This is a genomic window from Marinomonas hwangdonensis, from assembly GCF_003721245.1.
Lineage (GTDB): Bacteria > Pseudomonadota > Gammaproteobacteria > Pseudomonadales > Marinomonadaceae > Marinomonas > Marinomonas hwangdonensis.
The window spans coordinates 144831-169064 of sequence record NZ_RIZG01000007.1 but is presented as its reverse complement, the minus strand read 5'-3'; the positions used below and the strand labels follow the sequence as shown (position 1 = coordinate 169064).

Sequence of the window (24234 nt, the reverse complement as noted above, 5' to 3'; positions counted from 1 at the left end):
TTACGTTACCAAGTGCAACCAAATCACACTGGTAGGCGCTAAGAATAACGTAAAACGCACAATAATGAACGAAAGATTAAGCGTATGATTTAATTAATATTTTACAACTTACTTACATACTTGTTCCCATGTATCTGGGGAAAACTTTTACGCAACCAACGAATCTCAAAAAAATCATTCGTCTAATGGTCGAACAGCAAATTCCGGCGATAAACGACTCACCCCCAATCCACTTTGCTTGGTCAGTTTTATCTGCACAGGAATACGCTCTTTCAGCGCACTAATATGACTGATAATGCCAATGGTTTTGCCAGAAGAATGCAAGTTATCCAAAGCGTCTAGCGCTGACTCAAGTGTCTCGCCGTCTAAGGTGCCAAAACCTTCGTCCAAAAACAAAGAGTCGATACTGGTTTTATGAGATACCAAATCAGACAGTGCCAAGGCAAGCGCCAAACTGACCAAGAAAGACTCACCTCCAGATAAGGTCTTGGTGTCTCGAGAAGCGTTTGCTTGCCAAGTATCAACAACCAACAAAGACAACGCCTCTGCGTTTCTCATTAATTGATACCGACGGTGCAAGATAGCCAGATGCTGATTGGCCAAATACACCAAATGATCCAAGGTAAGACTTTGTGCAAAACGACGAAATTTTGCCCCGTCTGCCGAGCCAATCAAATGATTCAAGCGCTCAAGGTGCACAAACGCTTCACGACGAACCTCGAGGGCCGCCTTAGCGCTACTAACCTGCTCTCTACGCTGTGCTTCTTCTTGGATTTGCTGGGTCACCACGCCCCACTGACGGTGCAGTGTTTGACGCTCAGCGTCAAGCTGAGCATATTTATCAACCAAGCTATCGAGTGGTAATACCATCAACGCCGCTTCGTCAGGCACACTTTTATTATGCTTTTGCAAAGACTCAGCAGATTGATTCAGTAAGGTCTGTGATCGAGATGCGGCTTCCTGTAATGACGTCAACCTTGCTTGACGATGACGGACCTCTTCTGTGGATAACATCGCCTGTAACCAAACACCCTCGTCCTCAAAGCCTTTTTCAGCCAAACGCGCCTGCCATTCAGACAAAGCGAGGCCATATTCTTTTTCTAACGTGAGATGCGTTTTCATCAATGTCGCCAATGTCGCTTTACTCGACGCTAATGCCTGAGCCATCTGCTGCCGCTCGGCTTCAATTTTATCGAGCGCTTGTTGAGCATGATCTACCTGAGATTGATGGTCGTGACGACGCTCGCCAATACTCTTGCCACCCAAAAGGGCATTCAACTGCTCAGCCATTGCCTGTAGGCTCGCCTCAAACCCTGCAACGTTTTCACGCGCCTCGCCATGTAACTGCTGACTGTCTTGTAACGCGTTTTCGAGATTCTTAATCTCGTAAGTAAGCTGGTCTTTTTGCTGCAACAAGACCTCGTAGCCCGCTTTACTATCTCGCCACTGTGTTATGGCATCTTGCAGCTGCACCAATGCCTCGGACAAAGCCGCATCAAAATAGCTGTCAGGAACACCCGCTTGCTGCATATCTTCTTTCAAACGCGCAGTGGTTTGCGCTTGCTCGTCTTTCCTACTGACTAGATTTTGTTGAAGCGTCTCTAGGGTTTGCCAGAGTAACTGACATTGCGATTCATTTTTCGCCGCCTGCTGTTGTGTGGCTTGCTGGTGAGTGTGCAAGTTTTGCAACTCAGTCTCTAACGCTAAACGAGACTGCTGAAGTGCTTCAAGCTTAGGGGCAATGTCTTGCACGGTTTGCCAATCTTGATCCACCTGCTGCACCAGAGCCAACACCTGTTCTTTATCAGAAAGATTAACATTGGCGCCTTGACCGTTCTTGCCGTGATTTAACGATGCCAGCCACTCATTCAACTCTTGCTCTGTTTTCAGTAAAACATCCACTAATGGCTGACGACGAGTTTGAGTAGACGTAAATTCTCTCTGCATGGACTCTAAGTCTGCAGCCAACTGCATTCCTTGGCTTTTCAAAATATCAAGTTCTTTGCCCAAGCGAGTAAATTCTTCTTGGCGACCGGAGTCTGTTTGGTACAAAGCATTGGCAAGTTGATGCTCGGCTGAACCACAAAGAGGACAAGCGTCATGCTCGCCCAGTTCATCCCGTAATTGAGTGAGCGCCACGATATGACGCTCTGCCTCTGCCAGTTTTTCGATGGATTTCTGCAGGCGAAGTTTATCTTTGTATGCCTGTCGCTGCTGCTCAAGCTGAGTTTGTCGCTGCTGAATCTGCTGCGTCATTGCCTTCAAGTTCGCGTCTAACTCGGTTAATTGTGCTTGCTGTTCTTGGTACTGATGACACTGCTTCCAAAGGGATTGCGCATGATACTGAGCGCGTTCAGCCTGATGATAGCCTTTCTGCCAATCTGTGTAGTCACGTTGCGAAGACAAGGCCATAAAAGCGTCAATATCCCTCTGCAAGGCTTGCTGACGCTCAAACATGTGTGCCTGATACTGCTCAAGCTTGACCTGATTTTCTGAGTACAAAGCGCGAGCCGCCTCATAGTCCTTTGTATTCGACGCAATTTGCTGCTCAAGCTCAACAATCGATTGGGTATTCGACGTCATGCCTTGCGCTTGATGCTGCCAACTGGCTAATTGGTTTTCAATCTTCTCCGGCGAGCGCCAGCGACTCAAAATCGCTTGGCTTTCCTCACACGCCTTATCAATGTCGGCCAGCTTTTCGTTGACGACGACTAATTGTGCCTGTTGGTTTTCGACTTTTTCAGCGGCTTGCATGAATCGAGCAGACGCATCTTGGTGCTGCGCCTTCACACTTTCTTGGCGTGTCAGGACAGGCTGAATCTCATCATTGATCTTATTATTCAACGCCACTAATTCAGCTTGGGCCTTGGTTAACTGCTGTTTTGCCTGCTCAACCGATTCGGCTAAAACCTGGCTTTGCTTGAGCTGTGCGTCTTGCATTTCAGTGTATTGACTAACGTCAGCTTGATTCTGATCTAGACGCGATTTTAAACCTTGTTGCTTTTCATAATCTGGTTGCAATACTTGCGCGGTCAACGCCTGCTCAAGTTGTTGCTGTTGAGGAGCAAAATCCGCAAGAGCCTGGGTTGCTTCGTCGAATTGTTGCTGATATTGCGCCACCTGCTCTTGCAATGTCTGCTCAGACCGTCGCCATTCAAGAGCGGCTAGATGGGCTTTTAGCACTCGAGCATTGGCTTTTTCATTGGCGTCAAAACTCGACTCGGTGAGTTTTAGCTCTGCAAAAGCCTCGTTCGTTAGCAATTGAGTCTGCTCATTGACGCTTTCCAAGGCAGCGATGGCCTGCTTTTCTTGCTTGTGTTTATCAAACACCCACTTAGACACATCACCGTAAATTTCCGTGCCGGTTAACTCTTCTAATAGCTCGGCCCTGTCATTGGGCGACGCATTCAAAAAGGCCGAAAAACCACCTTGAGCCAACAACATAGACTTAGTAAAACGCGAAAAATCCAAGCCAGTGATCTCAGCAACTTTATCAATCTTTTCATTTATCTTAGTGGTGATAATGGTGCCATCACGTTCGCATAACTCACAGGTCATGGGTTGTAACTTGCCATCGCTTTGACCGCGGGCGCGTCGTTGCCCCCAGAAAGCGCGATAACCTTTCCCTTTAATTTCAAACTCCACTTCCGCCAAACATTCAGACGTATGACGCGTCATCACATCATTTTGACTCGGCGAGACTTTCAAACGCGGCGTTTCATGGTACAAAGCCAGACAAATCGCATCCAATAAAGTCGACTTACCCGCGCCCGTTGGCCCAACAATAGCAAACACGCCCGCATCGTCAAACGGCGCTTTGGTAAAGTCAATTTCCCACTCGCCTTTGAGGGAATTCAGATTCTTTAGGCGCAGTTTGCAAATTTTCATGATTGCTTCTCCTCGCCATTTTGCTGATGCGCTTCCAACTCCGTCAAACAGGCATTAAAAAGCTCCGTCAGGGTTTTAGACTCTTCTTCATCCAACTCTAAATTCGATTTAAGACTCTGCTGAAACACATCACCGACCGTCAATTCCGACAAGGTTTTACGCGCCTCAAAACCGTCGTTCTTTTTCTCTATGGCACTTCTTCGCATGACTCGCAGCAACTCGATTGGCTTGCCCTCAATCACCTCTAGCAAACGCTTATGCACATCGCTCAAATACTCATCCGCAATCACAGTGACTTCCAACCATAAAGTTTTATCTTCGTCTAATGGCAAGGCAGAAATCTGCTTAATAACATCTTTCAAATTGCCTTTTACACTCGCCATGGGCTGAAAATTAGGAATCGTTACCAACTGAACGGGGTCCACCGGCTCAGCAAACAAGTCTTCAACAAAGGTGTCTTCACCTAACAAGTCGGTATTCAGAATCACCAACGTCTTGTCTCGTCCCAGTTCATCAAAACTCAACGGAATGGGCGACCCGCTGTAACGGAATCGACCGCTTTTGCTAATTGGCTGAGCACGATGAATGTGCCCAAGCGCAAGGTAATCAAACGCCGGAAACACAGACGTCGGCAAGGCTTCTAATGTGCCCACATAAAGATCGCGAACCGACTCACTCACTTGCCCGCCCACCGCGGTCAAATGCCCAGTACCAATAATCGGCACTGGCGTTTTCAGCGCTGTATTTTTCTCACGCGCTGCTTCATACACCTGCTGGTAAAATTCGCCAATCGACTGCAACAAACCCAACTTCTTGTCTTGCTCAGATTGCCCAGCAACGCTTTGCATCACGTCTTTTGGGCGCAAATACGGCACAGCACACACCCAAGCAGCCACCTCGCCGGTCTTGTCTTTCAGCGCAACAACATGAGAGTCAATATCTTCGAGAGTGGCTTGGCTAGACACTTGCGTATCAAGATACATCAGCAAACTCTTCGATTCATTTAACATACTGACCGAATCGTGATTACCCGCCACAATCACCAACTGACAGTGGCGAGCCTTCATATCCAACACCAACTGATGGTACATTTCACGGGCATAACTTGGCGGAGAACCAGTATCGAACACATCGCCCGCGATAATCACCGCATCGACTGACTCTCGATCCACCAGCGCCAACAACCAATCAATAAAGGCCTTATGCTCATCTCGGCGGGATTTCCCCATAAAGTGCTGACCAAGATGCCAGTCAGAGGTATGTAGAATTTTCATTAATAGAATCCGTGAATAAAATTAAAAAGCATAAAAATATGCATAAAAATAAAAAGGCCAAGCTACCGAACAAAATGCAGCTGATTCGGATGAATCCGCAAAGGACGTAACACCCTACTCCAATCCTTCGCAGATACGTTTTGACCATGGTAAATAAGTTGTAAAGAGGCGCCTCCGGCATCCACCAGCGCCGCTTGAAGAAACGCCAACAGCGCGTCATCCGCCAAACTCAGCGTGAGATCACTCTTCGCAGGCAAAACAAGATGCCCAAGAAAACTTGGCGTATAATCCAGCAAAGCCTCACGCCAATACGATTCAAAAATGGCGTTATCCGGAGAAGAAATCACCACCACAGGCGCATCGGCAATGTCCATTTCAAACAACAAACGTCCTTTTCTAATCCCCGTGGATAATTGAACAGCAAGCTTATCATCAGACGAAAGCGCCAAGGCTCGCAACCAATCCTCAGCGGAAACATGGTCTTTCTGAAGCACAATTTTCAAAGGCGCTCCAACAGGGTTTAGGGCCATACACTCGTAAAAATGAGCTCGCTCACCCAGTGAAGCTTTGGGCAGTTCTTCAGACAAGGCTTTAGACAGGAAAGCCACCGAAACACGGTCACCGAAGGATTCATCACTCGGCCCTAATAAGACAAGCTCGATAGAATGATCATTAAGGGGAACATTGCTTAACACAGAAAAAAAAGAAAACTCAGCCAGTACTTGCCGAGTCAGCGACATAGACGACGCCACCGTAGTTTGACAGGAAAGAATCGACTCGCCATGGCTCGCATCATAAAGACGACACGCACCACAAGCCCCAGCGCGACAACCGTAACGAACAGCTGCCCCCTGATTCAGCAAAGACGTCAGCAAATTTTCGCCTAACACCGCCTCATACTGCTCATCATCCAACTCAATCGTCAGCGCCTGTGAATCCATCATCCAACCTCCTCTTCGATTTGGCTATTATGACATAGTCTCACGCCTCACCCTCGCCCTTTCTTAGAACCCATTCCTAAAAAGAAATGGCAATGATAAAAGCCGCGCCCAATACATTCATTTAATCTGCCTCTTTTTTTGACGTACGCTAAATACGATATACACTTATTATACCAAGCACCCAGGGCATCACGGATGAAGATTGTTCTCTTTTGTCTCACTCTTATAATTATGTCGATCAAGGCATACGGTATAGACAGGTCTGATGTAAACGGCACGTATCTTAACGAGCCCTTACCCACATGGATTGAAAACGAGACCATTTCACCTACGCAAGCATTGAATCAAGTCTACTTAACCGAACATTATCCAACTAGTGGGTTCTCTAATAACGCTTACTGGCATAAATTGACCTTCCCAGCCACGGGGCACAGTAACGCTACAACGTACTACCTTAAAGCCAGTAACTTTATGATCGATGAGCTTAATTTTTATCTGTTCCACGGAACGAGCTTAGTAAAAGAATGGGCAAGAGGCGATCATCAGACTTGGAATGACAATGAAACTTACGAAGGCATTTGGATTCCCATTACCTTGGACACCAATGAAACGACCCGTTTACTGATTCGCCGTAGTAGCAGTGGCCCTATCCTGCTCCCCATTGCATTGTACGATCAGAGCATGATCGATCAAGCCAAAAAACAGCAAAACACCCTCTGGGTCATGTCAATGACCGCGTTAGTCTTGTTGCTTGGCTACAACATTCTGATCTATCTAATGACTCGCGAGCGATCGTTTTTCTATTACGTATTGTTCAATGCTGGACTGATTTTGTCTCTCGGGTTTATCTTAGGGTTTAGCCGCTACCTAGTGCCCAATGACCGGGTGCATGAGTGGCTTTCGGTGAATATCTTAACGCTGCACTCAATACTGCTTTGGACGGTGTGCCGTTTTAGCCTCAGCTTCCTCAATATTGAAAAGCACCACCCTTTCTTCTGGACGCATCGCTTTAAAATGGATGCCATTTTTGCCGCCTTGGTCGTAATTAGTGGCTTACTTGAAGAAAACAAAATGGCGCCAATTTTTCTGACTATGCAAATAGCTGGCTCTGCCTTGTGTACTTACTGGGCATTTTATACAAAGTCCGTTCATACCTTAGCAACACGTCTGTATTTGTTTTCGTGGAGTATTTTAATCTTAGGCGCACTGACTGGCTCCCTCATTTATTGGGAACTGATACCCTACAACAGTTGGACAGAATACGCATTTTTGTTGTCGTCACTGTGTCAGCTACTAGGGTTCTCCTTTGCTTACAGCGCTCGTATTAGACAACTCAACGAAGACCGACATTTTACCAACTTAACCGACTCGTTAACGGGGCTTCCAAATCGCCAATTCTTACTCACTGTATTGCCGTCTTCATGGCACCCCATAGACGACAAAAGCAATGCTGATTGTCTTGTATTGATTGTTCTGTCTGGCCACTACTCTTTAATACAAGCAGTAGGGCCTGCAAAAGCCGATCTTGCTGTAAAACAAATGTTTATCAACATCAACCGAGCACTCATGCCTATGCATGAGGTGCAAAATATGCCTTGGCTTGAAGACAGCAAGGTAAAGCTTATACGAGCCAGTACCAATAATGGCGTGTTTGTTACTAAGCTACGTAATGTCGAGCACATCATACCTAAATTAATACCGACACTAGAAAAAAGCCTATCAATTGAAGGATTAGAATTTTCCTACCCCATCAAAATTGGCGTCGCCACCTTTTCAGAAAGCGCGAATACGATTGAGAGGTTATATCAGAATGCGCAGCTAGCGGCCGAAGTGAGTCAGCATAGTCATGATGATTGGAGTATTTTTAACACACAAATGAAGACTGATCATAAGTACCATCTGCATGTGCTGTCGTTACTCAACAGAGACTTGAAGACTGGCCAACTGAACTTTGCGGTACAGCCACAATTAGACCTAAACGATCAGCGCATCATAGGCGCAGAAGTCTTACTGCGTTGGCATTGCAAAGAGCTTGGGAACGTCTCCCCGGCGCTTTTTATCCCGCTTGCTGAAAAGACGGGGCTGATTGTTAAAATCACCCAATATATCTTTAATGCTGTTTTTTTGTGGGTAAGTGAGAACCCCGATGTGATCAAAGACCGGAGTTTATCGATTAACATCTCCGCCAAAGATCTATTGCAACCAGGCTTTTGCGACAAGATCGTTGAATTAAAACAACGCTACAAAGTCCCAGCTAATCAAATTTTATTAGAAGTCACAGAAACCGCGATCTTTGATGACAGCAGCATTTTCAAAGCCAACCTATCACGTCTAAAAGAGCACGGATTTAACTTCTCAATTGACGACTTTGGTACCGGCTACAGCTCCATGCGTAACGTCATTTCACTTTCACCCGTTGAGATCAAGCTGGACCGCATGTTTGTCAGCTCAATTGATACTTCCAACATTAATCATATCTTAAGCGACTGCATCATCAACCTATGCCAAAAAATCCACGCTCAAAGCATCGCCGAAGGCATTGAAACCTACGAAGAAATGCGGACGGTAAAAGCGCTAAACTGCGAAATAGGCCAAGGTTATTACTTCCATAAACCCATGACACCTGAAGATTACTTGGTTTTATTGAGAGAGAGAAATGAACACACTGACTAAAACAAAAGGCAATGCTGGTCGAGAGCATTGCCTTTGCTTTCGCTAGTTTCGCTTCTTACCCTTCTGACTCAAAATGAGCAAATACTTCGGCACCCGTCATATTGTGTGTTTCGTTCTTGAACTCATAGTATTCGGGTTTTTCATCAATAAAGATTTGGTGGGTAAGCGTAAAACCGTTATCAGTTTGCAGCAAGCCGATAGGTAGATGATACTGATTAGCAGGCTTAAGGAAGTAAAATAAATGTGTTCCACATTGTTTACAAAACCCCCTTTCCGCCCATTCTGATGATGCATACCTAATGACACTGGTTTCATCAGATATTTTTACAGAATCAGCGCAGTCGATTACTAGCATTGGACCGCCACCCCAATTACGACACATACTACAATGACATGCTGCAATCTCGCTGCTAGCATACTCGACTTCTAAAACTACCGAACCGCATAAGCACTTACCATTACCCTTCATATTGCCTCCAACACTTTTTGTATGAGTGATACTTTTCTTCAGCTAACATGGCGTTAAGGTGTAGCAAGCGCTTGCCATACTTGAGAAGCGAAATCGGCAAGCGCTGCGAATCACTCTTAGATGCTTTGTTACACGAAGATTTTCTGCCTACCGACTCTATGAGCAAAACCACCAACCCTAACCTTAATAATTCCCTGGTCGCTCGACTCCACTGACGCTGTAATTCTTGATACACACTCCATCGCCCGACCCTGCTCAAAAGTAAAACTATTCGAATGTGTATTAGGAAGGTGTTTGGCTAAATAACAAGCTAATGCACCGCTCGCACTTCCTGTCGCTGACTCCTCAGGAATACCAACCAATGGAGCGAAATTACGACAACTTGCTGTCACTTTACTTGTTTGCTCACACAGCTCAAAAGCATGGATACCAATTACACCATGCCTTTCACAGAACTCACTGGTTAAATTTTCATTCACTTGAATTTGATCAAGATACCCAAAAGGCACTGGGACAATAATATCAGGTAAGCCTGTCGTAATAACCTCAATCGGTAGCCGAGTTGACTCAAGTATTGTCGAGTCTAGTCCAATTAACTGAGATATAACCTCATAACTGAACTCTCCACGAAATTCAGGTAACTTCAGGTCCATAACTATATGACCATTAGCCTCTATAGTGACCACAAGCAAACCGACTTTGGTTCTTTGAAGGTACTTACCTGCCGTTATGATTCCGTCTTGATACATTGTCGAAAATGCAGCCAATGTGGCGTGTCCACAAAAATCAACTTCACCGGTTGTGGTGAAAAAAGACAACTCAAAGTCGGCTTCATCATCGAGAGATACAAACGCAGTTTCCGAATAACCAACAACTTGTGCTATTTGTAATTTTTCTTCATTCGACAAGTGATCCGCGTGAAGCACTACACCAGCAGGATTCCCACCAGTTCCATTCGAAGTAAAGGAATTTACCAAATAAGCTTCAACATTCTTCAATATTTATATCTCCGTATAACGCCGCGTTAAGGTTCAGCCAACGCTAATACCAACTTACCGCATAACACTGTAATCACAAAAACCAACGCATAATGAAAATGCTGCGCGTTGGCTGTCCCTCTTGAAGCGTTTGTTATGCATTACAAACCACCAGCTAAATCCAGAAAGTTACCTGTGGAAAATGATGATTTTTCAGACGCTAACCAATAAATGGCCTCAGCGACTTCATCAGGCAAACCACCACGTTGCATTGGAATTTTATTTTTGAGTCGTTCTATACGGTCAGGCTCTCCACCGTCAGCGTGCATATCGGTATAAATCAATCCTGGGCGAACACAGTTAACTCTGATACCTTCCGCGGCAACTTCCAACGACAGACCTTTTGTTAACGTGTCAATTGCACCTTTTGACGCCGCATAATCGATATATTCATTCGGTGAACCTGTTCGAGCGGCTCCCGAAGAAACATTAACTATGACACCACCGAGACCACCATGACGAGTTGACATTCGTTTCACTGCTTCCCGACAACACAAAAAATAACCTGTCACATTGTTTATGAGAATTGAGTTAATCCTTTCTGCACTCATTTCGTCTAAGCGCATCTGCTTCTTTAAGATACCAGCATTGTTGACAAGAACAGAAACAACACCAAGCTCTTGATCAACGGTTTCAAACAGTTTAACAACATCACCTTCTTTGGAAACGTCAGCTTGAACCGCAATACAATGACCACCTAACGCTTTGATTTCTTCAACGAGAGTATTAGCAGCCTCAGTATTAGATTTGTAATTTATGCATACGGAAAAACCGTTTTGAGCAAAAAGCTTTGCTGTCGCTGCACCAATCCCTCGGCTACCACCAGTAATAACAACTACTTTTTTATCGCGCATTATTCATCCTTTTTACGCTGTATTTGATGTAATGCATAACGCCGCTGTATGGGGCATTTTTTGTGTATTGGGGTTTTGGGGTAAAGTGGCGAAGCCACCCCAAAACGGAGCGAAGCAAAGAATGTCCCTATGACAGCTTTGTTATAACTATATTTGCTTAAGGTCATTACGCATTTGCTCACGGAGTTCCTTAGCCTTACTTTTAGCTAGCTCTCCTACTCTCATAAGTTCAGCTTGATTCGCGGCCGCTAGCTCTTGGTCGTTTTCAATAGTGATTTTGGCTAAATCAGACATCATTTTTCCTGAGATCGTAAATAGCTGATCATATAACTCCTTTATTTCATCAAGAAGAACAGCAACTTCGTCACTGGCCGTTAAACGCAAACTATTTGTCTCGGTTTCGATAACGCCAAGCTCTTGGAATCCATCGCGAGTTATTTTTGATATCTGCTCAGAAAACCGAATTGTGGCCTGAGTAGCTTCAGCCTCATCATTTCGGTCACATGCTTGTAAGTAGGAGGACATAAATTCATTCATTATTGGATTAAGCACATCTTGGTAGTCGGTTTGATGCTTGTTATGTATAGCGTCAATATGCCTAAAATAAGACTCGTATTGAGTTGCTTTCATTTCAAAAACTTTTTTACGCCTTTCGAGATCAAGATCAAAAGACTGCTTAACCGCAATAAGTTCGCGCTCATGCCTCTTCTTATTAAAGTATAAGAACGCTAACCACAACGCATTTATAAGGCCAAATGCCCATGCTGCGTATTCGGGCTTTTCTGAAATTACTTTAAATATTTCTTCCATACTCGACATTCGACTTTAGGTATAACGCCCGCGTCACAGGCTAAATTTTTGTTACAGTTTTTGGCATATAATTGCGTAGCAATGCCAAAAAGCGCGACGGAAATTTAGTCCTTGATGCACGCGCTTGTTATAAACCGACATTATTTACCAAGGCCTACTAAATTTTCACACAATCATAATTAAATTTACAATCAGACCGAAGCCGCAACGAAAAAGGTGTCGCTGTGCTTGGCTTTGTTATGCATTTTGAGGCGCTCCTTCTTGATACTGCGGTGCACCGTCTGGAATGATTTCCCAACTTGCTTTAGAACCTACATAAATATGCCTGCCTATTTCGATCTCTGGATCTTCATTCAGGCAACCCAAGGTAATGCCATGTATTTCATTATTGTAGATACCACAAAGGGTCGATCCGCACTTGCTACAAAATTGCAACCCGAAACCTTGCCCACCAATATATGAAGTAAGCAAGTGTTTCCCCGATACCCAATTGAAGTGGTCAGGTTCAACTAAAGCATATGCATAAGCCTGAGAGCTAAATGCTTTCCTGCAGCGTGAGCAATGACAGGAACGAGCGTCTCGGAGCGGGCCTTCAACCCGGTATTTAATCTCTCCGCAAAAGCATTCTCCACTTAGAGTCACTTCACTCTCCTTGATGCATAACGCTTGCAGCATGCGCGCCCACGGAATGGAGCCGAAGGCGCAATGTAGTGGGCGTCGCCGTGCCTGCACTTGTTAGCTGACTCTCTTACACTTGTAAAATCGTCGGCGAGCTACTCATCCTTCCAAGGACTTGTGCCAGCGAACTCCTGAGGATGAAACGGCTTGCCCGTGGTTGGATTTGTTTCATTTACAATGCGTCTCCCACCGACGTCTGAACGTTTCACTCGCCGCCTGGAGGTACCTTCACCAGCAATATGTTCAACTTCAACTTCGAAAACACAGTCCGACCACTCTTGTGCTAGTACATCATCAGCATAGAATCCGATAAACCCAGAATTTATAGCCAAATCTTCAGGTTCTGAGCGAGAAATGTGAAATACCTCGACTCTCTTACCTCCATCTTCACCAATGGCTCCCCATGAGAAAGGCTTTGAGCTCAATTTCTGACCATTAAGATAATATTCCTCTTCGGTCCAGATCGGATGTTGAACCACACGAACTTCAAGACTTCCCACAACAAAATAATTCTGGTCAGGTTTTGGGTCTATCAATTTGATGTTTTTTGGCTTATCCCCAAACTGGCAACCATTGTTAGCGACCTTAATCTGCCGCAACAACATTCGACCCGCTCCATACCCGACCCAGATTCCTGTACCTTCTATCCACGCACCTTTGCCTCCAACCATCTTTACTTCAGAAGGTTTTAATTGAGGGGAGCGACTCGAGTCTAAATAAAGCGAACATGAACCATGCGAAAATGATCCGTCGATTTCAAAATATACTGATTCACTTGAGCCTTCCCCATATTGACCGACCAAAAGACGGCCTGGTTCTAGGACCACATGAAAAGGAAGAAAATGCATATCGAGTTTTGTAATTGACAATAAGGAATTTTCATTATCTTTTATGGCTTCGAAAACTACTCCCCTTGGCGAGTTCCTAATCGTCAAACGACGACCAACCTGCTCCACGTCCCATACGTCAAGGGGGCCAATCCACTCGTTATCAACTATTCTAAACAGCTCTGTCCCGCGCTGATCATAGAAAATCCCACTTACTGTGTACGTACCGGTTTCGCTGCATTTTTTGTAAGACAATACGTCTGTACCGTCAATGTTTATAACCGACCTAAATTCGCGAAACTCGCAGGATCCCAGCTTTACAACAAGCTCCCTCCCATAGTGGACAAAAAACTCTTGGTCAGAGGGGGGATCGGCTTTTCCTGATTCTCTAAGTGAGCTATAGACCTTAGCCACATGTTCTTTTGGGACACGTTGTTTTGTAACTAACGCATGACATGTCGGACAGAGCAGTGCAATTCGATTTGGATCATGACGCTCAGCATCAATGAACAGCGGATCAATATGTTCATAGGTATACACTGCAGATCTACACAGAACGCATCCAAACCTACTATTTTGTCGAACTGCTCTCTTTACCCTGGCTGGTATGTCACGTGACAACCCGAATCGATTTACTTTCATATCTTCCACATTTGGGGAGCGATCAGGAATCAGCGATATATGACAGCTAACATTTTGTTAATGCGCATGAGCATCTACACTGTTTTTAATTTCCATATAAATCCCTATAAAAGACTGATTTTATGGTGCTTATTTATCTTTTCTTACAGGCTGGTTAATTGCAAATCCGAGCGTACGGGTTATGCCTTTTATCCACAGCGCGTTATTTTTTGTGGTGTGGTTTGTTATTCATTGATACTAAAGGTCTTTTTGGTTGGGTGCCAGTGTAAACGGGCAAGGTTATGATTATTAATTACACAAACCGAGCTGAAATTTGGCGGCTTGGAAAATAAACTGTATATATGTACAGTTTTATTTATTTGTTCACAATGTGGTTATTTTGCTTCGGTTTTGGCAGTTAGGGCCAATGGTTTCCGCCTTCGTGGGAATGACGGTGGTGTTGATTGCTCGTCAGCATGAAGAACGCGCTGTCAAAAAAGCCATGAATGAAGTAGCCGTCCAGGCATAAATGCAAAGGCTCCCGCGATTAAAATGCCCCCAACGTATACGCCAATCATGTTGTTTCGGTGTGCCTTTATGTCGTTTTTCCTAGCGGCAATATACGCGGCGGGTACTGAGTAAAGAACTAATAAACTAAAGAGGTGGATGAAGCCAAAATGGTTCAGTAACACTGGCCCCAGCGCTGAACTCATAAGCAGAGTAATCGACGCTGTTAGTAGCATAAGCAGCATGTATACCTTTCCCAGCAGCTTATGAGCCCTAGTGCCTTTGCGATATAGCAACAGATAAGTACCAATGAAAAATGCTGGAACCACGGTGGCCAGATGCAAATATACGAGTAAGATGTAATTCATAGAAGCCCTATTTCTGTACGAAAGTGTGACTGTGTCATATCTTAGCTGCAGCGCTTTGATGACTTACCGACAGCGCTATCATCTGGTCTGCGACTTCTCCTTCTCGGTGCGATGACCACTGAAGAAGACAGCCTAATAGCACACTGGTTTTCTGCGGCAAGCACTCTCTCCTTTAAGTAAACTTTGAACGCATAAGAAAAATCGTCTTCCTTGATATTAAAGCGCTTTCTCGTCTGCTGCCAGTGTGAACCAGTGAGATTATGATGATTTATAGCACTACTCGGGCTTAATTTTGACCCTACTTGGCCTAGCCTTAGTTTGCCAGTAAAATACGGATTCTGTTATTCCACGTTTATTAAGGTTTTCATGACAACACTTACGCCGTCCGTTGCCCCCATTGCCGAGTCTGATGACCATTCTATCGATGGTTCTGAGGGGTTAGCCGCTAGCCGAGAGGCGTTTAAGATGAGTTTTAATTCGGTTGAGGTTGATCATGCGCTGTTGATCAAACAGATGCAGGCTATTGTGGATATTCTGCTTGCGCAAAAACAGTTTGCTGAGGCATTGAACGAGATAGAAGGGTTAAAGAATCTGGCCGCGTCGCATAAGAAAACCAAGTTCGCCATGCTAGAGATGAAAGGCCGCATTAAGCAGGTAGGCGCTAGATCAGGCTTTCGATCCAGAGCCACCAAGAAGTACACAACAAAACGGGTTAAAAAGCCCTAATCAAATCGAAAGCTTGAGGCTGTCCAACCACCAAAGAGGCCTTGGTCGTGATAAACACAACGGGCCTTGCCGTTTTCAGCCGCCCCCAACGCGACCATCAGTGGGATTAAATGATCCTCTCTAGGATGAGCAACACGAGCGTATGGGGCCTTGTCCCATGCGACTATATGCTCGCTGCGCTGTACGGGTTCTAATTCCAACAAGGTGTTTTGCAACCAAGAATCAAAACCATTAGACGGTATAATCGCGTCTGGTCCACGCAACCCCAAGTTGTGAAAGCTTAAACCGCTGCCGACGATTAATACCCCTTCTTCACGCAATGGCGCTAACGCTCTCCCCAATGCCAGGTGCTCTTCTGGATTTAGGTTCGACTTTAACGACAGTTGCACCAATGGCATATCCGCCTCCGGGTACATCACAGCCATAGGAGCAAAAGCCCCGTGATCAAAGCCTTTTTTGTTGTCTAAATCAACGGGGAAACCGGCATTTTTAATCAGTTCAGCAACGCGAGCGGCAACGTCAGGGGCACCGGGTGCTGGGTATGTCACTTTATAGGTGTGCGCTGGAAAACCATAATAATCGTATTCCATACCGGGGGCTGGATTTGATTGAACACCAAAGGTTTTGCGCTCCCAGTGACCAGAAATCATAAGAACGGCTTTAGGCTTTTCTAATAAGTCTTCGGTCATTTTGACCAAGGAGGCTTCAAGATGAATGAAGACGGCACGCATGTCTGGAATATAAGGCCATGGGCCGCCGCCGTGGGAAATAAAGTAAGTAGGTAGCATGAGGATAAACCTTTCAACAGGGTTAATGGATCTGTTTGCACATCGCTAAACAGACCCTATTCGATGTTGTCTAGTCTAGGCTTGCCACGCACCGCGATCAATACACATCCCGTTAACCTACTATTTCACTATCGTGAATAATCTTGCGCAAAACCCCTTTGCTATTTCGAAAATTAAGATGATGAAACGAGGCTAGACGGCATAAGGAACGGACGCCAATAACGCGACAAGCAGTCGCCAAAAATCCCCAACGGAGTCGATTTCCATGCGCTCTGTTGGTGAATGGGCTCCGCGAATATTAGGACCAAAGGAGACCATTTCCATTCCGGGGTATTTCGCGCCTATGATGCCGCATTCTAGGCCAGCGTGGATAACTTTTACATTGGCTTCATGCCCCATCACCTCAGTGTGGACGGTTAAAAAATGCTTGAGCAAGCCTGCGTTTGGATCAGGACGCCAGCCAGGATAGCCATTTTCTAATTTCACGTCCGCTTGGATCAAGGAAAAGGCCGATTTCGCCACGTAAGCCAGGTGTTCTACGGCGGAGTCCACTAGGGATCGCACTAACAAACACGCCTCAAACGCTTTTTTACCGTCGGCGGTGTTGTAAAGATTCATCACACCGAAGTTGCACGATGTTTCTGTGACTCCTTCCAAGTCCGCACTCATACGATGGACCCCATGGGGCGCACAATACAGGGCATTTAATAAGGCCTCTTTGGCATTGGCCTCTAGCTCTGAATCCAAATCCGCCGGGGCAAGCGTGACGGTTAAATTGGATTCGGTGGCTGAAAACTCCGCTTGTGTGGCTTTCTCGAACGTTTCGATAAAGGCAAAAAGCTGGGCTTGATCTTGTTTGCTTATGTTTATGGTGGCTGTGGCGTCTCGGGCAATGGCATTGCGTAATGTACCGCCATTGAACGAACTTAAACCAAAGTGACATTTTTCTTTTAATAAATTCAGTAAACGAATTATCAAAATGTTCGCACTGGCTCGACCTTTGTGAATATCTAAGCCAGAATGCCCACCACGTAAGCCAGAAACGCTGATCTTAAACGCTTTTCTGTCGTTGTCAGCCGCGATAGCGCTATAGTGTTTTTCCACATTGATGTCCATGCCACCCGCACAGCCAATGTACACATCGCCACGGTCTTCAGAATCCAAGTTTAATAAGATCTTGCCCTTTAAAATCCCCTCTTCGAGCTGTAAAGCCCCCCGTAAGCTGGTCTCTTCTTCGATGGTAAACAAGGCTTCAATAGGTCCATGCACTAAATCGATCGCTTCTAACACCGCCATAGCGGCAGCGACCCCTATGCCATTGTCCGCACCAAGGGTGGTTCCGGTAGCGTGAACCCAGCCATCGATCACCTGGGTGACAATCGGGTCTTTGGTGAAGTCATGGTCGATGTCGGCATTTTTCTGCGCCACCATATCCAAGTGACCTTGTAACACGACGGTTTCTCTGTCCTCCATGCCTTTGCTCGCGGCTTTGCGGATTAATAGGTTGCCAACAGGATCAACGTAGGTTTCAAGCCCTAGTTGGCTCGCCCATTGAATCAAGTGCGCTCTTAATGCGGCTTCGTGGTAAGACGGGCGCGGTGTGTTGCATAAGGTTTGAAAATGGCACCAAATAGCAGCAGGTTGTAAGGTCGTTAGTACTTCGTTCATTTTAGTCTCGTGTATTTTTTTAAGAACATGTTGCGAATGCTAGCCACACTAATGAAGTGCCGCCATTGAGGCAATCGAAATTAAGACTATGCTGATAGAGAAAACGTATACGCTGTACAATTTGATCGTGAAGAAGAAGCCAAATTCTAGATTAAATGGACAAACATTAGACATACAAAAAAGACGCCCTGATAATCCGTATCAAGGCGTCTTTTTTCAGTGCATTACTCGAGCGTCGTTGTCCGTCTTATTTTTTCTTTAAAGACGCAGCTGAAAAAGTCACAAACTCTTCCGCGCTGGTTGGGTGAACCCCTACCGTATCGTCGAAATCCGCTTTGGTTGCACCAGCTTTGATCGCAATCCCTAAGCCTTGGATAATCTCGCCAGCGTAATCGCCTACCATGTGCGCACCAATGACTTTATCGTCGGCGTTGTTGACCAGTAATTTCATTAAGGAACGTGAGGTACCGCCACTGAGTGTGTGTTTCATTGGGCGGAAGTCCGTCTGATAAACGCGGAAGTCCATACCTCGTTTTTCTGCCTCTTGTTCGGTTAAACCGACGGTGCCTATGGCTGGTTGGCTGAACACAGCAGTGGGGATATTGTCATAGTCGAAGGTCACTTCTTTGCCTTCAAACCAATAAGCGATCAACGCCATGGCTTCTTTGATGGCAACCGGCGTTAACTGGACACGGTCGGTCACATCGCCCAGAGCAAAAACGCTTTGTGCAGAGGTGGTGAAGTTTTTATCAACGATCACGGCACCATTTTTACCGGTTTCAACACCGGCCTTTTCAAGTGACAAAGACGCCACATTGGGCACACGACCAGTGGCATAAAGAATCAAACCAAATTCTTCTACATGACCATCTTTAAAGTGTACAGTTCGGGCACCTTGTGGATTCGACGCGTCGGCTAACTCAATGAAGTCAACGTCGGTATTTAGACGAATATCAATACCAGATTTTTTGTATTCTTGACTGGCGAAATCCCGAACATCTTGGTCAAAACCACGCAGCAACTGATCACCACGGTAGGCAAGAATGGTGTCTACACCTAAACCATTCAAAATGCCGGCAAATTCCACGGCAATGTAACCACCGCCCACAACGAGTGCTTTTTTGGGAAGCGCTTCTAAAAAGAACATCTCGTTAGAACTGACGACCAGATCGCTGCCTTTGAATTCAGGGATAAACGGCTTGGCGCCGACCGCGATCAGAATACGCTCTGCTGTATAGGTTTTACCGTCTACCATCACGGTATTCGCATCGACAAAACTCGCGTAGCCAGAAATCAATTCAACACCCGCGTTACTCAGCAAGTTGCCGTAGATACCGTTTAGGCGTTGGATTTCTTTGGTCTTATTGTCACGAAGGACGGACCAGTTAAACTCGACCCCTTGGTGAGACCAACCAAAGCCTGCCGCTTCATCAAAGCCATGACCAAACTCTGAACCATACACAAAAAGCTTCTTAGGCACGCAACCTATGTTGACGCAGGTACCACCCAATGCACTGCCTTCGGCAACGGCCACTTTATAACCCTTCGATGCCGCTACACGGCTCGCACGAACACCACCTGACCCTGCACCGATTACAAATAAATCATACTGATAGGACATCTTGATCTCCAATTTTTTGAATGAAACTCTTTCCACAGTGTAACAGGGCGAACTCAAGAAGTTAAAAGATCTTCATAGGGGGAACGTAACTGCTTTAAGCCAGCTTCACATAAAGGTATGATTGATAAAATTTGTTGAACTAGGAATTCCCGTGAAATTTGTCTCTTTTAATATCAATGGTTTGCGTGCTCGCCCCCATCAAATCGCGGCGCTGGTTGAGAAGCACGCACCGGACGTTATTGGCTTACAAGAAATCAAAGTCCATGATGAGGCTTTTCCTCATGAGATCCCTGCCTCTGTTGGCTATCATGCCTACTATTTTGGTCAAAAATCTCATTACGGCGTGGCCATTTTTAGCAAACAAGAAGCGACTAAAGTGGAATATGGCTTTCCTGGTGACGACGAAGACGCACAGCGTCGAATGATTATCGCAACGTTTGATACACCTCAAGGGCCTGTGAAAGTGCTTAACGGCTACTTTCCCCAAGGTGAAAGTCGAGATCACGAAACCAAGTTTCCCGCTAAAAGAAAGTTCTATGCGGATTTAATGGCGTATCTGGCTGAACATTCTCCTGAAGAAAAAATCATCGTCATGGGGGACATTAATATTTCGCCTACCGATTTAGACATCGGCATTGGTGAAGTGAATGCCAAACGCTGGCTAAGAACCGGTAAATGCAGCTTCTTACCAGAAGAAAGAGAATGGTATTCTACCCTGGTGAATTGGGGTCTTACCGACACCTATCGCCAACTCAACCCGACTAAAAACGATCGATTTAGTTGGTTTGACTATCGCTCAAAAGGCTTTGAAGACACACCGAAAAGAGGTTTACGCATTGATGTTATCTTATCTTCTAATGGTCTTACGCCCTTCTTAGAAGAAGCCGATGTTGACTATGATCTGCGCGGTTTAGAAAAGCCGTCTGACCATGCTCCCATTTGGTCTCGCTTCAATCTCGAGGCATAACATCAAAATAACACGCGCTGTGTGAATAACATACAGCGCCAATATATGACCGCTTAGCACTGCTATGTGGCCGTTATGATTATTCACTACCGGGTTTATCCACAGATAATGTGGATGCTTTTTGAAAAGTAGGCCCAACTATTTGTCCTTTTTATAAGAGAATAATAATGAGCAACACTCTCACCATGGAAGACATGCTGCGACAATCTTCTCAAGCAGCGGTCTTTTTAAAAGCACTGAGTAACGAAAATCGATTGATGATTTTGTGTCATTTGCTGGATCAAGAATTGTCTGTCACGGCTTTGAATGAAAAGCTGCCGCTAAGCCAGTCTGCTCTGTCGCAGCATCTGGCTGTACTAAGGAAAGACGACCTAGTCAGTACCCGTCGGGAATCTCAAACCATTCATTACTCGATAGGCGATGTCAGAGTAAAAGAGCTCATTCAGACATTGCACCGCCTTTTTTGCCCTACCCTTTAGTCGGTTAATCGCACAAGTAGCCGAGCAGTGGCGCAAGGTTAGTCGTAGTCAGACACGAGTCCGCGCATGTTTTTACAAAGCGGACTCGGATAAGCCAGACAAGCTCCTACCCTCGAATTCTTAGAAAACTGGCAAATCTGGGTATGCCTCGCTCCGTATAACCATGGTATTTGTAAGTAACTTGATCACCAGGCTGTGGCGGATTACGCCTTTCCTCGTCAGAAAACCCACTGCCAATCTTAAAGCGAATGCCTGACGGCGTTTCCACTAAAATAGATCCCATCATACCTTCGTATTTGCCAGCGCCATTTAAAATGGTGATCACTTTGGCCTCTGCATCCATGTACGGTTTTAGCTTTAATAAATTGTCTGTACGACCGCTTTCAAACAACGCCTGCTTGCGATGCAACATTAAGCCTTCGGCCCCCTGCTCCACGTAGGAATCCAGTAATGTGGTTAAGGCATGATTATCTGCGACTGAAAATTGCGCGACGGCCTGCACATGAGGTACGTTCACATTTTTAACAAGGTGCGCATAACGCTCATAGCGCTGGTAAAATGGCATCGTTTTTTCTTCATCAGGCGCATCAAACACCATGTAATGAATTTTCTGCCACTCACTGTCCACAGGGTCATTCTTTCTTACCGTTGACATTATATAAGCAAAATCATTGCGCTTAGACCAAAGCTCACCGTCTAACCAAACGGCAGGCAAGGGCTTAATGAACCAATCGGGGGCGTGGATAGGATTTCCTTGTCGGGTCATGAGTTTTTCACCAGTCCAAATGGCTCGAATACCATCAAACTTTTCACTGATCAAATACTCGTCAACTTGAATATCATCCGAATACGAGGAAGCAAGCTGCACCTCAGGCTGAGAAAATGCGAGGGCGGGCACCAACAACAAGCAGGCAATTAGACACTTTTTAAAACACATAGATCACTCCTTTGAAAACAAACACACTGTCCTTAGTGTCGTTACAACTTAAAGAAAAACATCAAAAAAAGCAAATGCCCTAAACATAAAAAAAGCCCATACTCGGGAAAGTATGGGCTTTTAACTTCATCAGTTAAGCTTTATTTGCTTAGCTGCACAATCAGTTTGTTCATGCGGCTAACAAAGGTGGCTGGATCTTCTAGCTGACCACCTTCAGACAAAGTCGCTTGTTCAAATAGCAACCACGCCATATCCGCAAAACGCTCTTCATCTGTTTCAGCGTCCATCTTAGCGACAATGGGGTGATCTGGATTCACTTCCAACGTTGGCTTAGATTCAGGAAGCTTCTGGCCCGCTTGCTCAAGCAAACGACGCATCTGCAAGCCCATATCGTATTCCCCTACCACCAAACACGCAGGTGAATTGGTGAGACGATCGGTGCTGTTTACGGCTGTCACTTTCGACTCAAGCACGGTTTTCATGCGATCCAGAAGCGGCTTGATTTGCTCAGCCTTTTCTTCTTTCTCTTTCTTCTCTTCTTCGTTTTCTTGGTCAACTAAGTCAAGCTTACCTTTGGTAACGTCTTGGAAGGATTTGCCTTCAAACTCTTGTAGAGAGGACATCATCCACTCGTCTATGCGATCACTTAGCAACAAGACTTCAAAGCCTTTCTTACGCAAGATTTCCAAATGCGGGCTGTTCTTTGCTGTGTTATGGCTTTCAGCATAAATGTAGTAAATCTTATCCTGACCTTCACTCATGCGCCCGATGTAATCAGCCAAGGAGACGGTTTGCGCGGCAGCGTCTGTGTGAGTCGAGCTAAAGCGCAACAAACCGGCGATTTTATCTTTGTTGCCCATGTCATCAGCTGGGCCTTCTTTGATCACATTACCAAATTCATTCCAGAATGTTTGGTAGTCTTCTGGCTCATTTTTCGCCACCTTGCTCAGCATATCCAATACACGTTTCGTCAATGCTGAGCGCATAGAATCAACGACATGATCATTTTGCAGGATTTCGCGAGACACGTTTAACGACAAATCGTTAGAATCCACCACACCTTTCACAAAACGCATGTAAGGCGGTAGGAAGGCTTCAGCTTCATCCATAATAAAGACACGTTGTACATACAGTTTTAAACCACGCTGCATGTCACGATTCCACAAATCGTACGGTGCTTTTGAAGGAATATACAACAAGCTGGTGTATTCCAACTTACCTTCTACTTTGTTATGAGACCATTTCAATGGCTCTTGGTAGTCATGAGAAATGTGTTTGTAAAATTCTTGGTACTCTTCGTCGGTCACGTCATTACGCGAACGAGTCCACAGGGCTTTTGCCGAGTTAACCGCTTCAAATTCGGGCGCTTTGTTCTCGTCAACTGGCTTAGGATTACCTTCTTCATCCATTTCAGGATAAACCGGCTTTTCCATTTCCACTGGAATAGAAATATGATCTGAATACTTGGTTACTAAATGACGTAGACGGTAGTTATCAGCAAATTCTTTTTCGTCACCTTTTAGGTGCAAGGTAATACGTGTACCGCGAGTCGCTTTGTCGATGTTTTCGATGGTGAATTCACCAGAGCCATCAGACTCCCAGCGAATCGCTTCATTTGCCGCCGCACCTGCACGACGTGTTTCTACAGTAACTTTATCGGCCACAATAAAGGCTGAGTAAAAACCCACACCGAACTGACCAATTAACTGGCTGTCTTTTTTCTGATCGCCGCTTAATTGCTCTAAAAACGCAGAGGTACCAGATTTGGCAATCGTACCTAGGTTAGTAATAGCCTCTTCACGGGACATACCCACGCCGTTGTCATCAATAACGACCGTGTTGCTGTCTTTGTCAAATTCAATACGGACACGAAGATTAGGGTCTTCAGCGAGAAGGTCTGCGTTAGCGACAGACTCAAAGCGAAGCTTATCGACGGCATCAGACGCGTTCGAAATCAGCTCCCGCAGAAAGATCTCTTTGTTGGAGTACAAAGAGTGGATCATCAAATGAAGTAGTTGTTTTACTTCGGTTTGAAACCCTAACGTTTCTTTTTGAGTATCAGTTGCCATGTTGTAGCTTGCTCCTATTTGAGTGGACCTTC

Annotated in this window: 20 protein-coding genes; 5 read left to right on the top strand and 15 right to left on the bottom strand. The window is 45.4% G+C overall.

Annotation, left to right across the window (positions count from 1 at the left end):
- Positions 1-174: 174 nt before the first annotated feature.
- From EBI00_RS12490 to EBI00_RS12480, 3 genes are all read right to left on the bottom strand, one after another.
- The gene (locus EBI00_RS12490; RefSeq protein ID WP_123096267.1) at positions 175-3888 is read right to left on the bottom strand and encodes an AAA family ATPase; all 3714 of its coding nucleotides are present in this window, start codon (positions 3886-3888) and stop codon (positions 175-177) included.
- Positions 3885-5162: an exonuclease subunit SbcD gene (sbcD, locus tag EBI00_RS12485; protein WP_123096266.1), complete on the bottom strand. Its 1278-nt coding sequence runs from the start codon at positions 5160-5162 to the stop codon at positions 3885-3887. Before sbcD ends, EBI00_RS12490 begins: the two co-directional genes overlap by 4 nt.
- A 62-nt stretch (positions 5163-5224) precedes the next feature.
- Positions 5225-6106: a 2Fe-2S iron-sulfur cluster-binding protein gene (locus tag EBI00_RS12480; RefSeq protein ID WP_123096265.1), complete on the bottom strand. Its 882-nt coding sequence runs from the start codon at positions 6104-6106 to the stop codon at positions 5225-5227.
- 192 nt (positions 6107-6298) lie between these two features.
- Between EBI00_RS12480 and EBI00_RS12475 the strand changes: the two genes are divergently transcribed.
- Entirely contained in the window at positions 6299-8776 is a 2478-nt protein-coding gene (locus EBI00_RS12475) for an EAL domain-containing protein (protein WP_123096264.1), read from the top strand.
- 55 nt (positions 8777-8831) lie between these two features.
- Here the strand turns inward: EBI00_RS12475 and EBI00_RS12470 are convergent, their stop codons facing one another.
- From EBI00_RS12470 to EBI00_RS12440, 6 genes are all read right to left on the bottom strand, one after another.
- Positions 8832-9245 (bottom strand): GFA family protein, encoded by a 414-nt coding sequence (locus EBI00_RS12470; RefSeq protein ID WP_123096263.1) that lies wholly within the window; start codon positions 9243-9245, stop codon positions 8832-8834.
- A 128-nt stretch (positions 9246-9373) separates the two neighbouring features.
- Positions 9374-10243, bottom strand: a complete 870-nt coding sequence (locus EBI00_RS12465; protein ID WP_123096262.1) for a PhzF family phenazine biosynthesis protein — start codon at positions 10241-10243, stop codon at positions 9374-9376.
- A gap of 140 nt (positions 10244-10383) precedes the next feature.
- On the bottom strand, positions 10384-11136 hold the full coding sequence (locus tag EBI00_RS12455) for an SDR family oxidoreductase (protein WP_123096261.1): 753 nt from the start codon (positions 11134-11136) through the stop codon (positions 10384-10386).
- A 147-nt stretch (positions 11137-11283) separates the two neighbouring features.
- Complete coding sequence (locus tag EBI00_RS12450) at positions 11284-11946, bottom strand: hypothetical protein (protein WP_123096260.1); 663 nt, start codon at positions 11944-11946, stop codon at positions 11284-11286.
- A gap of 237 nt (positions 11947-12183) precedes the next feature.
- The gene (locus EBI00_RS12445; RefSeq protein WP_206612585.1) at positions 12184-12621 is read right to left on the bottom strand and encodes a GFA family protein; all 438 of its coding nucleotides are present in this window, start codon (positions 12619-12621) and stop codon (positions 12184-12186) included.
- A gap of 98 nt (positions 12622-12719) precedes the next feature.
- A complete protein-coding gene (locus EBI00_RS12440; protein ID WP_148039078.1) occupies positions 12720-13991 on the bottom strand; it encodes a hypothetical protein in 1272 nt (423 codons plus the stop codon).
- 481 nt (positions 13992-14472) lie between these two features.
- Between EBI00_RS12440 and EBI00_RS16250 the strand changes: the two genes are divergently transcribed.
- Positions 14473-14601: a hypothetical protein gene (locus tag EBI00_RS16250; protein ID WP_277749215.1), complete on the top strand. Its 129-nt coding sequence runs from the start codon at positions 14473-14475 to the stop codon at positions 14599-14601.
- Here EBI00_RS16250 and EBI00_RS12435 read toward each other — a convergent pair.
- Positions 14564-14947 (bottom strand): DUF2306 domain-containing protein, encoded by a 384-nt coding sequence (locus tag EBI00_RS12435; protein ID WP_123096257.1) that lies wholly within the window; start codon positions 14945-14947, stop codon positions 14564-14566. The genes EBI00_RS16250 and EBI00_RS12435 overlap by 38 nt on opposite strands.
- Positions 14948-15313: 366 nt before the next feature.
- Here EBI00_RS12435 and EBI00_RS12430 point away from each other — a divergent pair, with 366 nt between their 5' ends.
- Positions 15314-15673 carry a hypothetical protein gene (locus EBI00_RS12430; RefSeq protein ID WP_123096256.1) on the top strand — a complete coding sequence of 120 codons (360 nt, stop codon included), beginning with the start codon at positions 15314-15316 and terminating at the stop codon, positions 15671-15673.
- Here EBI00_RS12430 and EBI00_RS12425 read toward each other — a convergent pair.
- The 3 genes from EBI00_RS12425 to gorA all read right to left on the bottom strand — a co-directional run bounded on the left by EBI00_RS12425 (position 15670) and on the right by gorA (position 19750).
- The gene (locus EBI00_RS12425; protein ID WP_123096255.1) at positions 15670-16461 is read right to left on the bottom strand and encodes a DODA-type extradiol aromatic ring-opening family dioxygenase; all 792 of its coding nucleotides are present in this window, start codon (positions 16459-16461) and stop codon (positions 15670-15672) included. The genes EBI00_RS12430 and EBI00_RS12425 overlap by 4 nt on opposite strands.
- 192 nt (positions 16462-16653) lie before the next feature.
- A complete protein-coding gene (locus EBI00_RS12420; protein WP_123096254.1) occupies positions 16654-18129 on the bottom strand; it encodes an aminoacyl-histidine dipeptidase in 1476 nt (491 codons plus the stop codon).
- A gap of 247 nt (positions 18130-18376) precedes the next feature.
- Entirely contained in the window at positions 18377-19750 is a 1374-nt protein-coding gene (gene gorA / locus EBI00_RS12415) for a glutathione-disulfide reductase (protein ID WP_123096253.1), read from the bottom strand.
- Positions 19751-19901: 151 nt separating this feature from the next.
- Here gorA and xthA point away from each other — a divergent pair, with 151 nt between their 5' ends.
- Both xthA and EBI00_RS12405 read left to right on the top strand, forming a co-directional pair.
- Positions 19902-20717 (top strand): exodeoxyribonuclease III, encoded by an 816-nt coding sequence (gene xthA / locus EBI00_RS12410; RefSeq protein WP_123096252.1) that lies wholly within the window; start codon positions 19902-19904, stop codon positions 20715-20717.
- A 167-nt stretch (positions 20718-20884) separates the two neighbouring features.
- Positions 20885-21196: an ArsR/SmtB family transcription factor gene (locus EBI00_RS12405; RefSeq protein ID WP_241557031.1), complete on the top strand. Its 312-nt coding sequence runs from the start codon at positions 20885-20887 to the stop codon at positions 21194-21196.
- 106 nt (positions 21197-21302) lie between these two features.
- On the opposite strand, the gene EBI00_RS12400 is transcribed toward EBI00_RS12405, so the two are convergent.
- Both EBI00_RS12400 and htpG read right to left on the bottom strand, forming a co-directional pair.
- Positions 21303-22133 carry a DNA ligase gene (locus EBI00_RS12400; RefSeq protein ID WP_123096251.1) on the bottom strand — a complete coding sequence of 277 codons (831 nt, stop codon included), beginning with the start codon at positions 22131-22133 and terminating at the stop codon, positions 21303-21305.
- 140 nt (positions 22134-22273) lie between these two features.
- Positions 22274-24202 (bottom strand): molecular chaperone HtpG, encoded by a 1929-nt coding sequence (gene htpG / locus EBI00_RS12395; RefSeq protein WP_123096250.1) that lies wholly within the window; start codon positions 24200-24202, stop codon positions 22274-22276.
- Positions 24203-24234: the final 32 nt, after the last annotated feature.

Excerpts from the sequence above, each read along its gene's own strand:
- EBI00_RS12490 (WP_123096267.1), bottom strand. The coding sequence starts at position 3,888 with ATGAAAATTTGCAAACTGCGCCTAAAGAATCTGAATTCCCTCAAAGGC.
- sbcD (WP_123096266.1), bottom strand. The coding sequence starts at position 5,162 with ATGAAAATTCTACATACCTCTGACTGGCATCTTGGTCAGCACTTTATG.
- EBI00_RS12480 (WP_123096265.1), bottom strand. The coding sequence starts at position 6,106 with ATGATGGATTCACAGGCGCTGACGATTGAGTTGGATGATGAGCAGTAT.
- EBI00_RS12475 (WP_123096264.1), top strand. The coding sequence starts at position 6,299 with ATGAAGATTGTTCTCTTTTGTCTCACTCTTATAATTATGTCGATCAAG.
- EBI00_RS12470 (WP_123096263.1), bottom strand. The coding sequence starts at position 9,245 with ATGAAGGGTAATGGTAAGTGCTTATGCGGTTCGGTAGTTTTAGAAGTC.
- EBI00_RS12455 (WP_123096261.1), bottom strand. The coding sequence starts at position 11,136 with ATGCGCGATAAAAAAGTAGTTGTTATTACTGGTGGTAGCCGAGGGATT.
- EBI00_RS12450 (WP_123096260.1), bottom strand. The coding sequence starts at position 11,946 with ATGGAAGAAATATTTAAAGTAATTTCAGAAAAGCCCGAATACGCAGCA.
- EBI00_RS12445 (WP_206612585.1), bottom strand. The coding sequence starts at position 12,621 with ATGCTGCAAGCGTTATGCATCAAGGAGAGTGAAGTGACTCTAAGTGGA.
- EBI00_RS12435 (WP_123096257.1), bottom strand. The coding sequence starts at position 14,947 with ATGAATTACATCTTACTCGTATATTTGCATCTGGCCACCGTGGTTCCA.
- EBI00_RS12430 (WP_123096256.1), top strand. The coding sequence starts at position 15,314 with ATGACAACACTTACGCCGTCCGTTGCCCCCATTGCCGAGTCTGATGAC.
- EBI00_RS12425 (WP_123096255.1), bottom strand. The coding sequence starts at position 16,461 with ATGCTACCTACTTACTTTATTTCCCACGGCGGCGGCCCATGGCCTTAT.
- EBI00_RS12420 (WP_123096254.1), bottom strand. The coding sequence starts at position 18,129 with ATGAACGAAGTACTAACGACCTTACAACCTGCTGCTATTTGGTGCCAT.
- gorA (WP_123096253.1), bottom strand. The coding sequence starts at position 19,750 with ATGTCCTATCAGTATGATTTATTTGTAATCGGTGCAGGGTCAGGTGGT.
- EBI00_RS12405 (WP_241557031.1), top strand. The coding sequence starts at position 20,885 with ATGAGCAACACTCTCACCATGGAAGACATGCTGCGACAATCTTCTCAA.
- EBI00_RS12400 (WP_123096251.1), bottom strand. The coding sequence starts at position 22,133 with ATGTGTTTTAAAAAGTGTCTAATTGCCTGCTTGTTGTTGGTGCCCGCC.
- htpG (WP_123096250.1), bottom strand. The coding sequence starts at position 24,202 with ATGGCAACTGATACTCAAAAAGAAACGTTAGGGTTTCAAACCGAAGTA.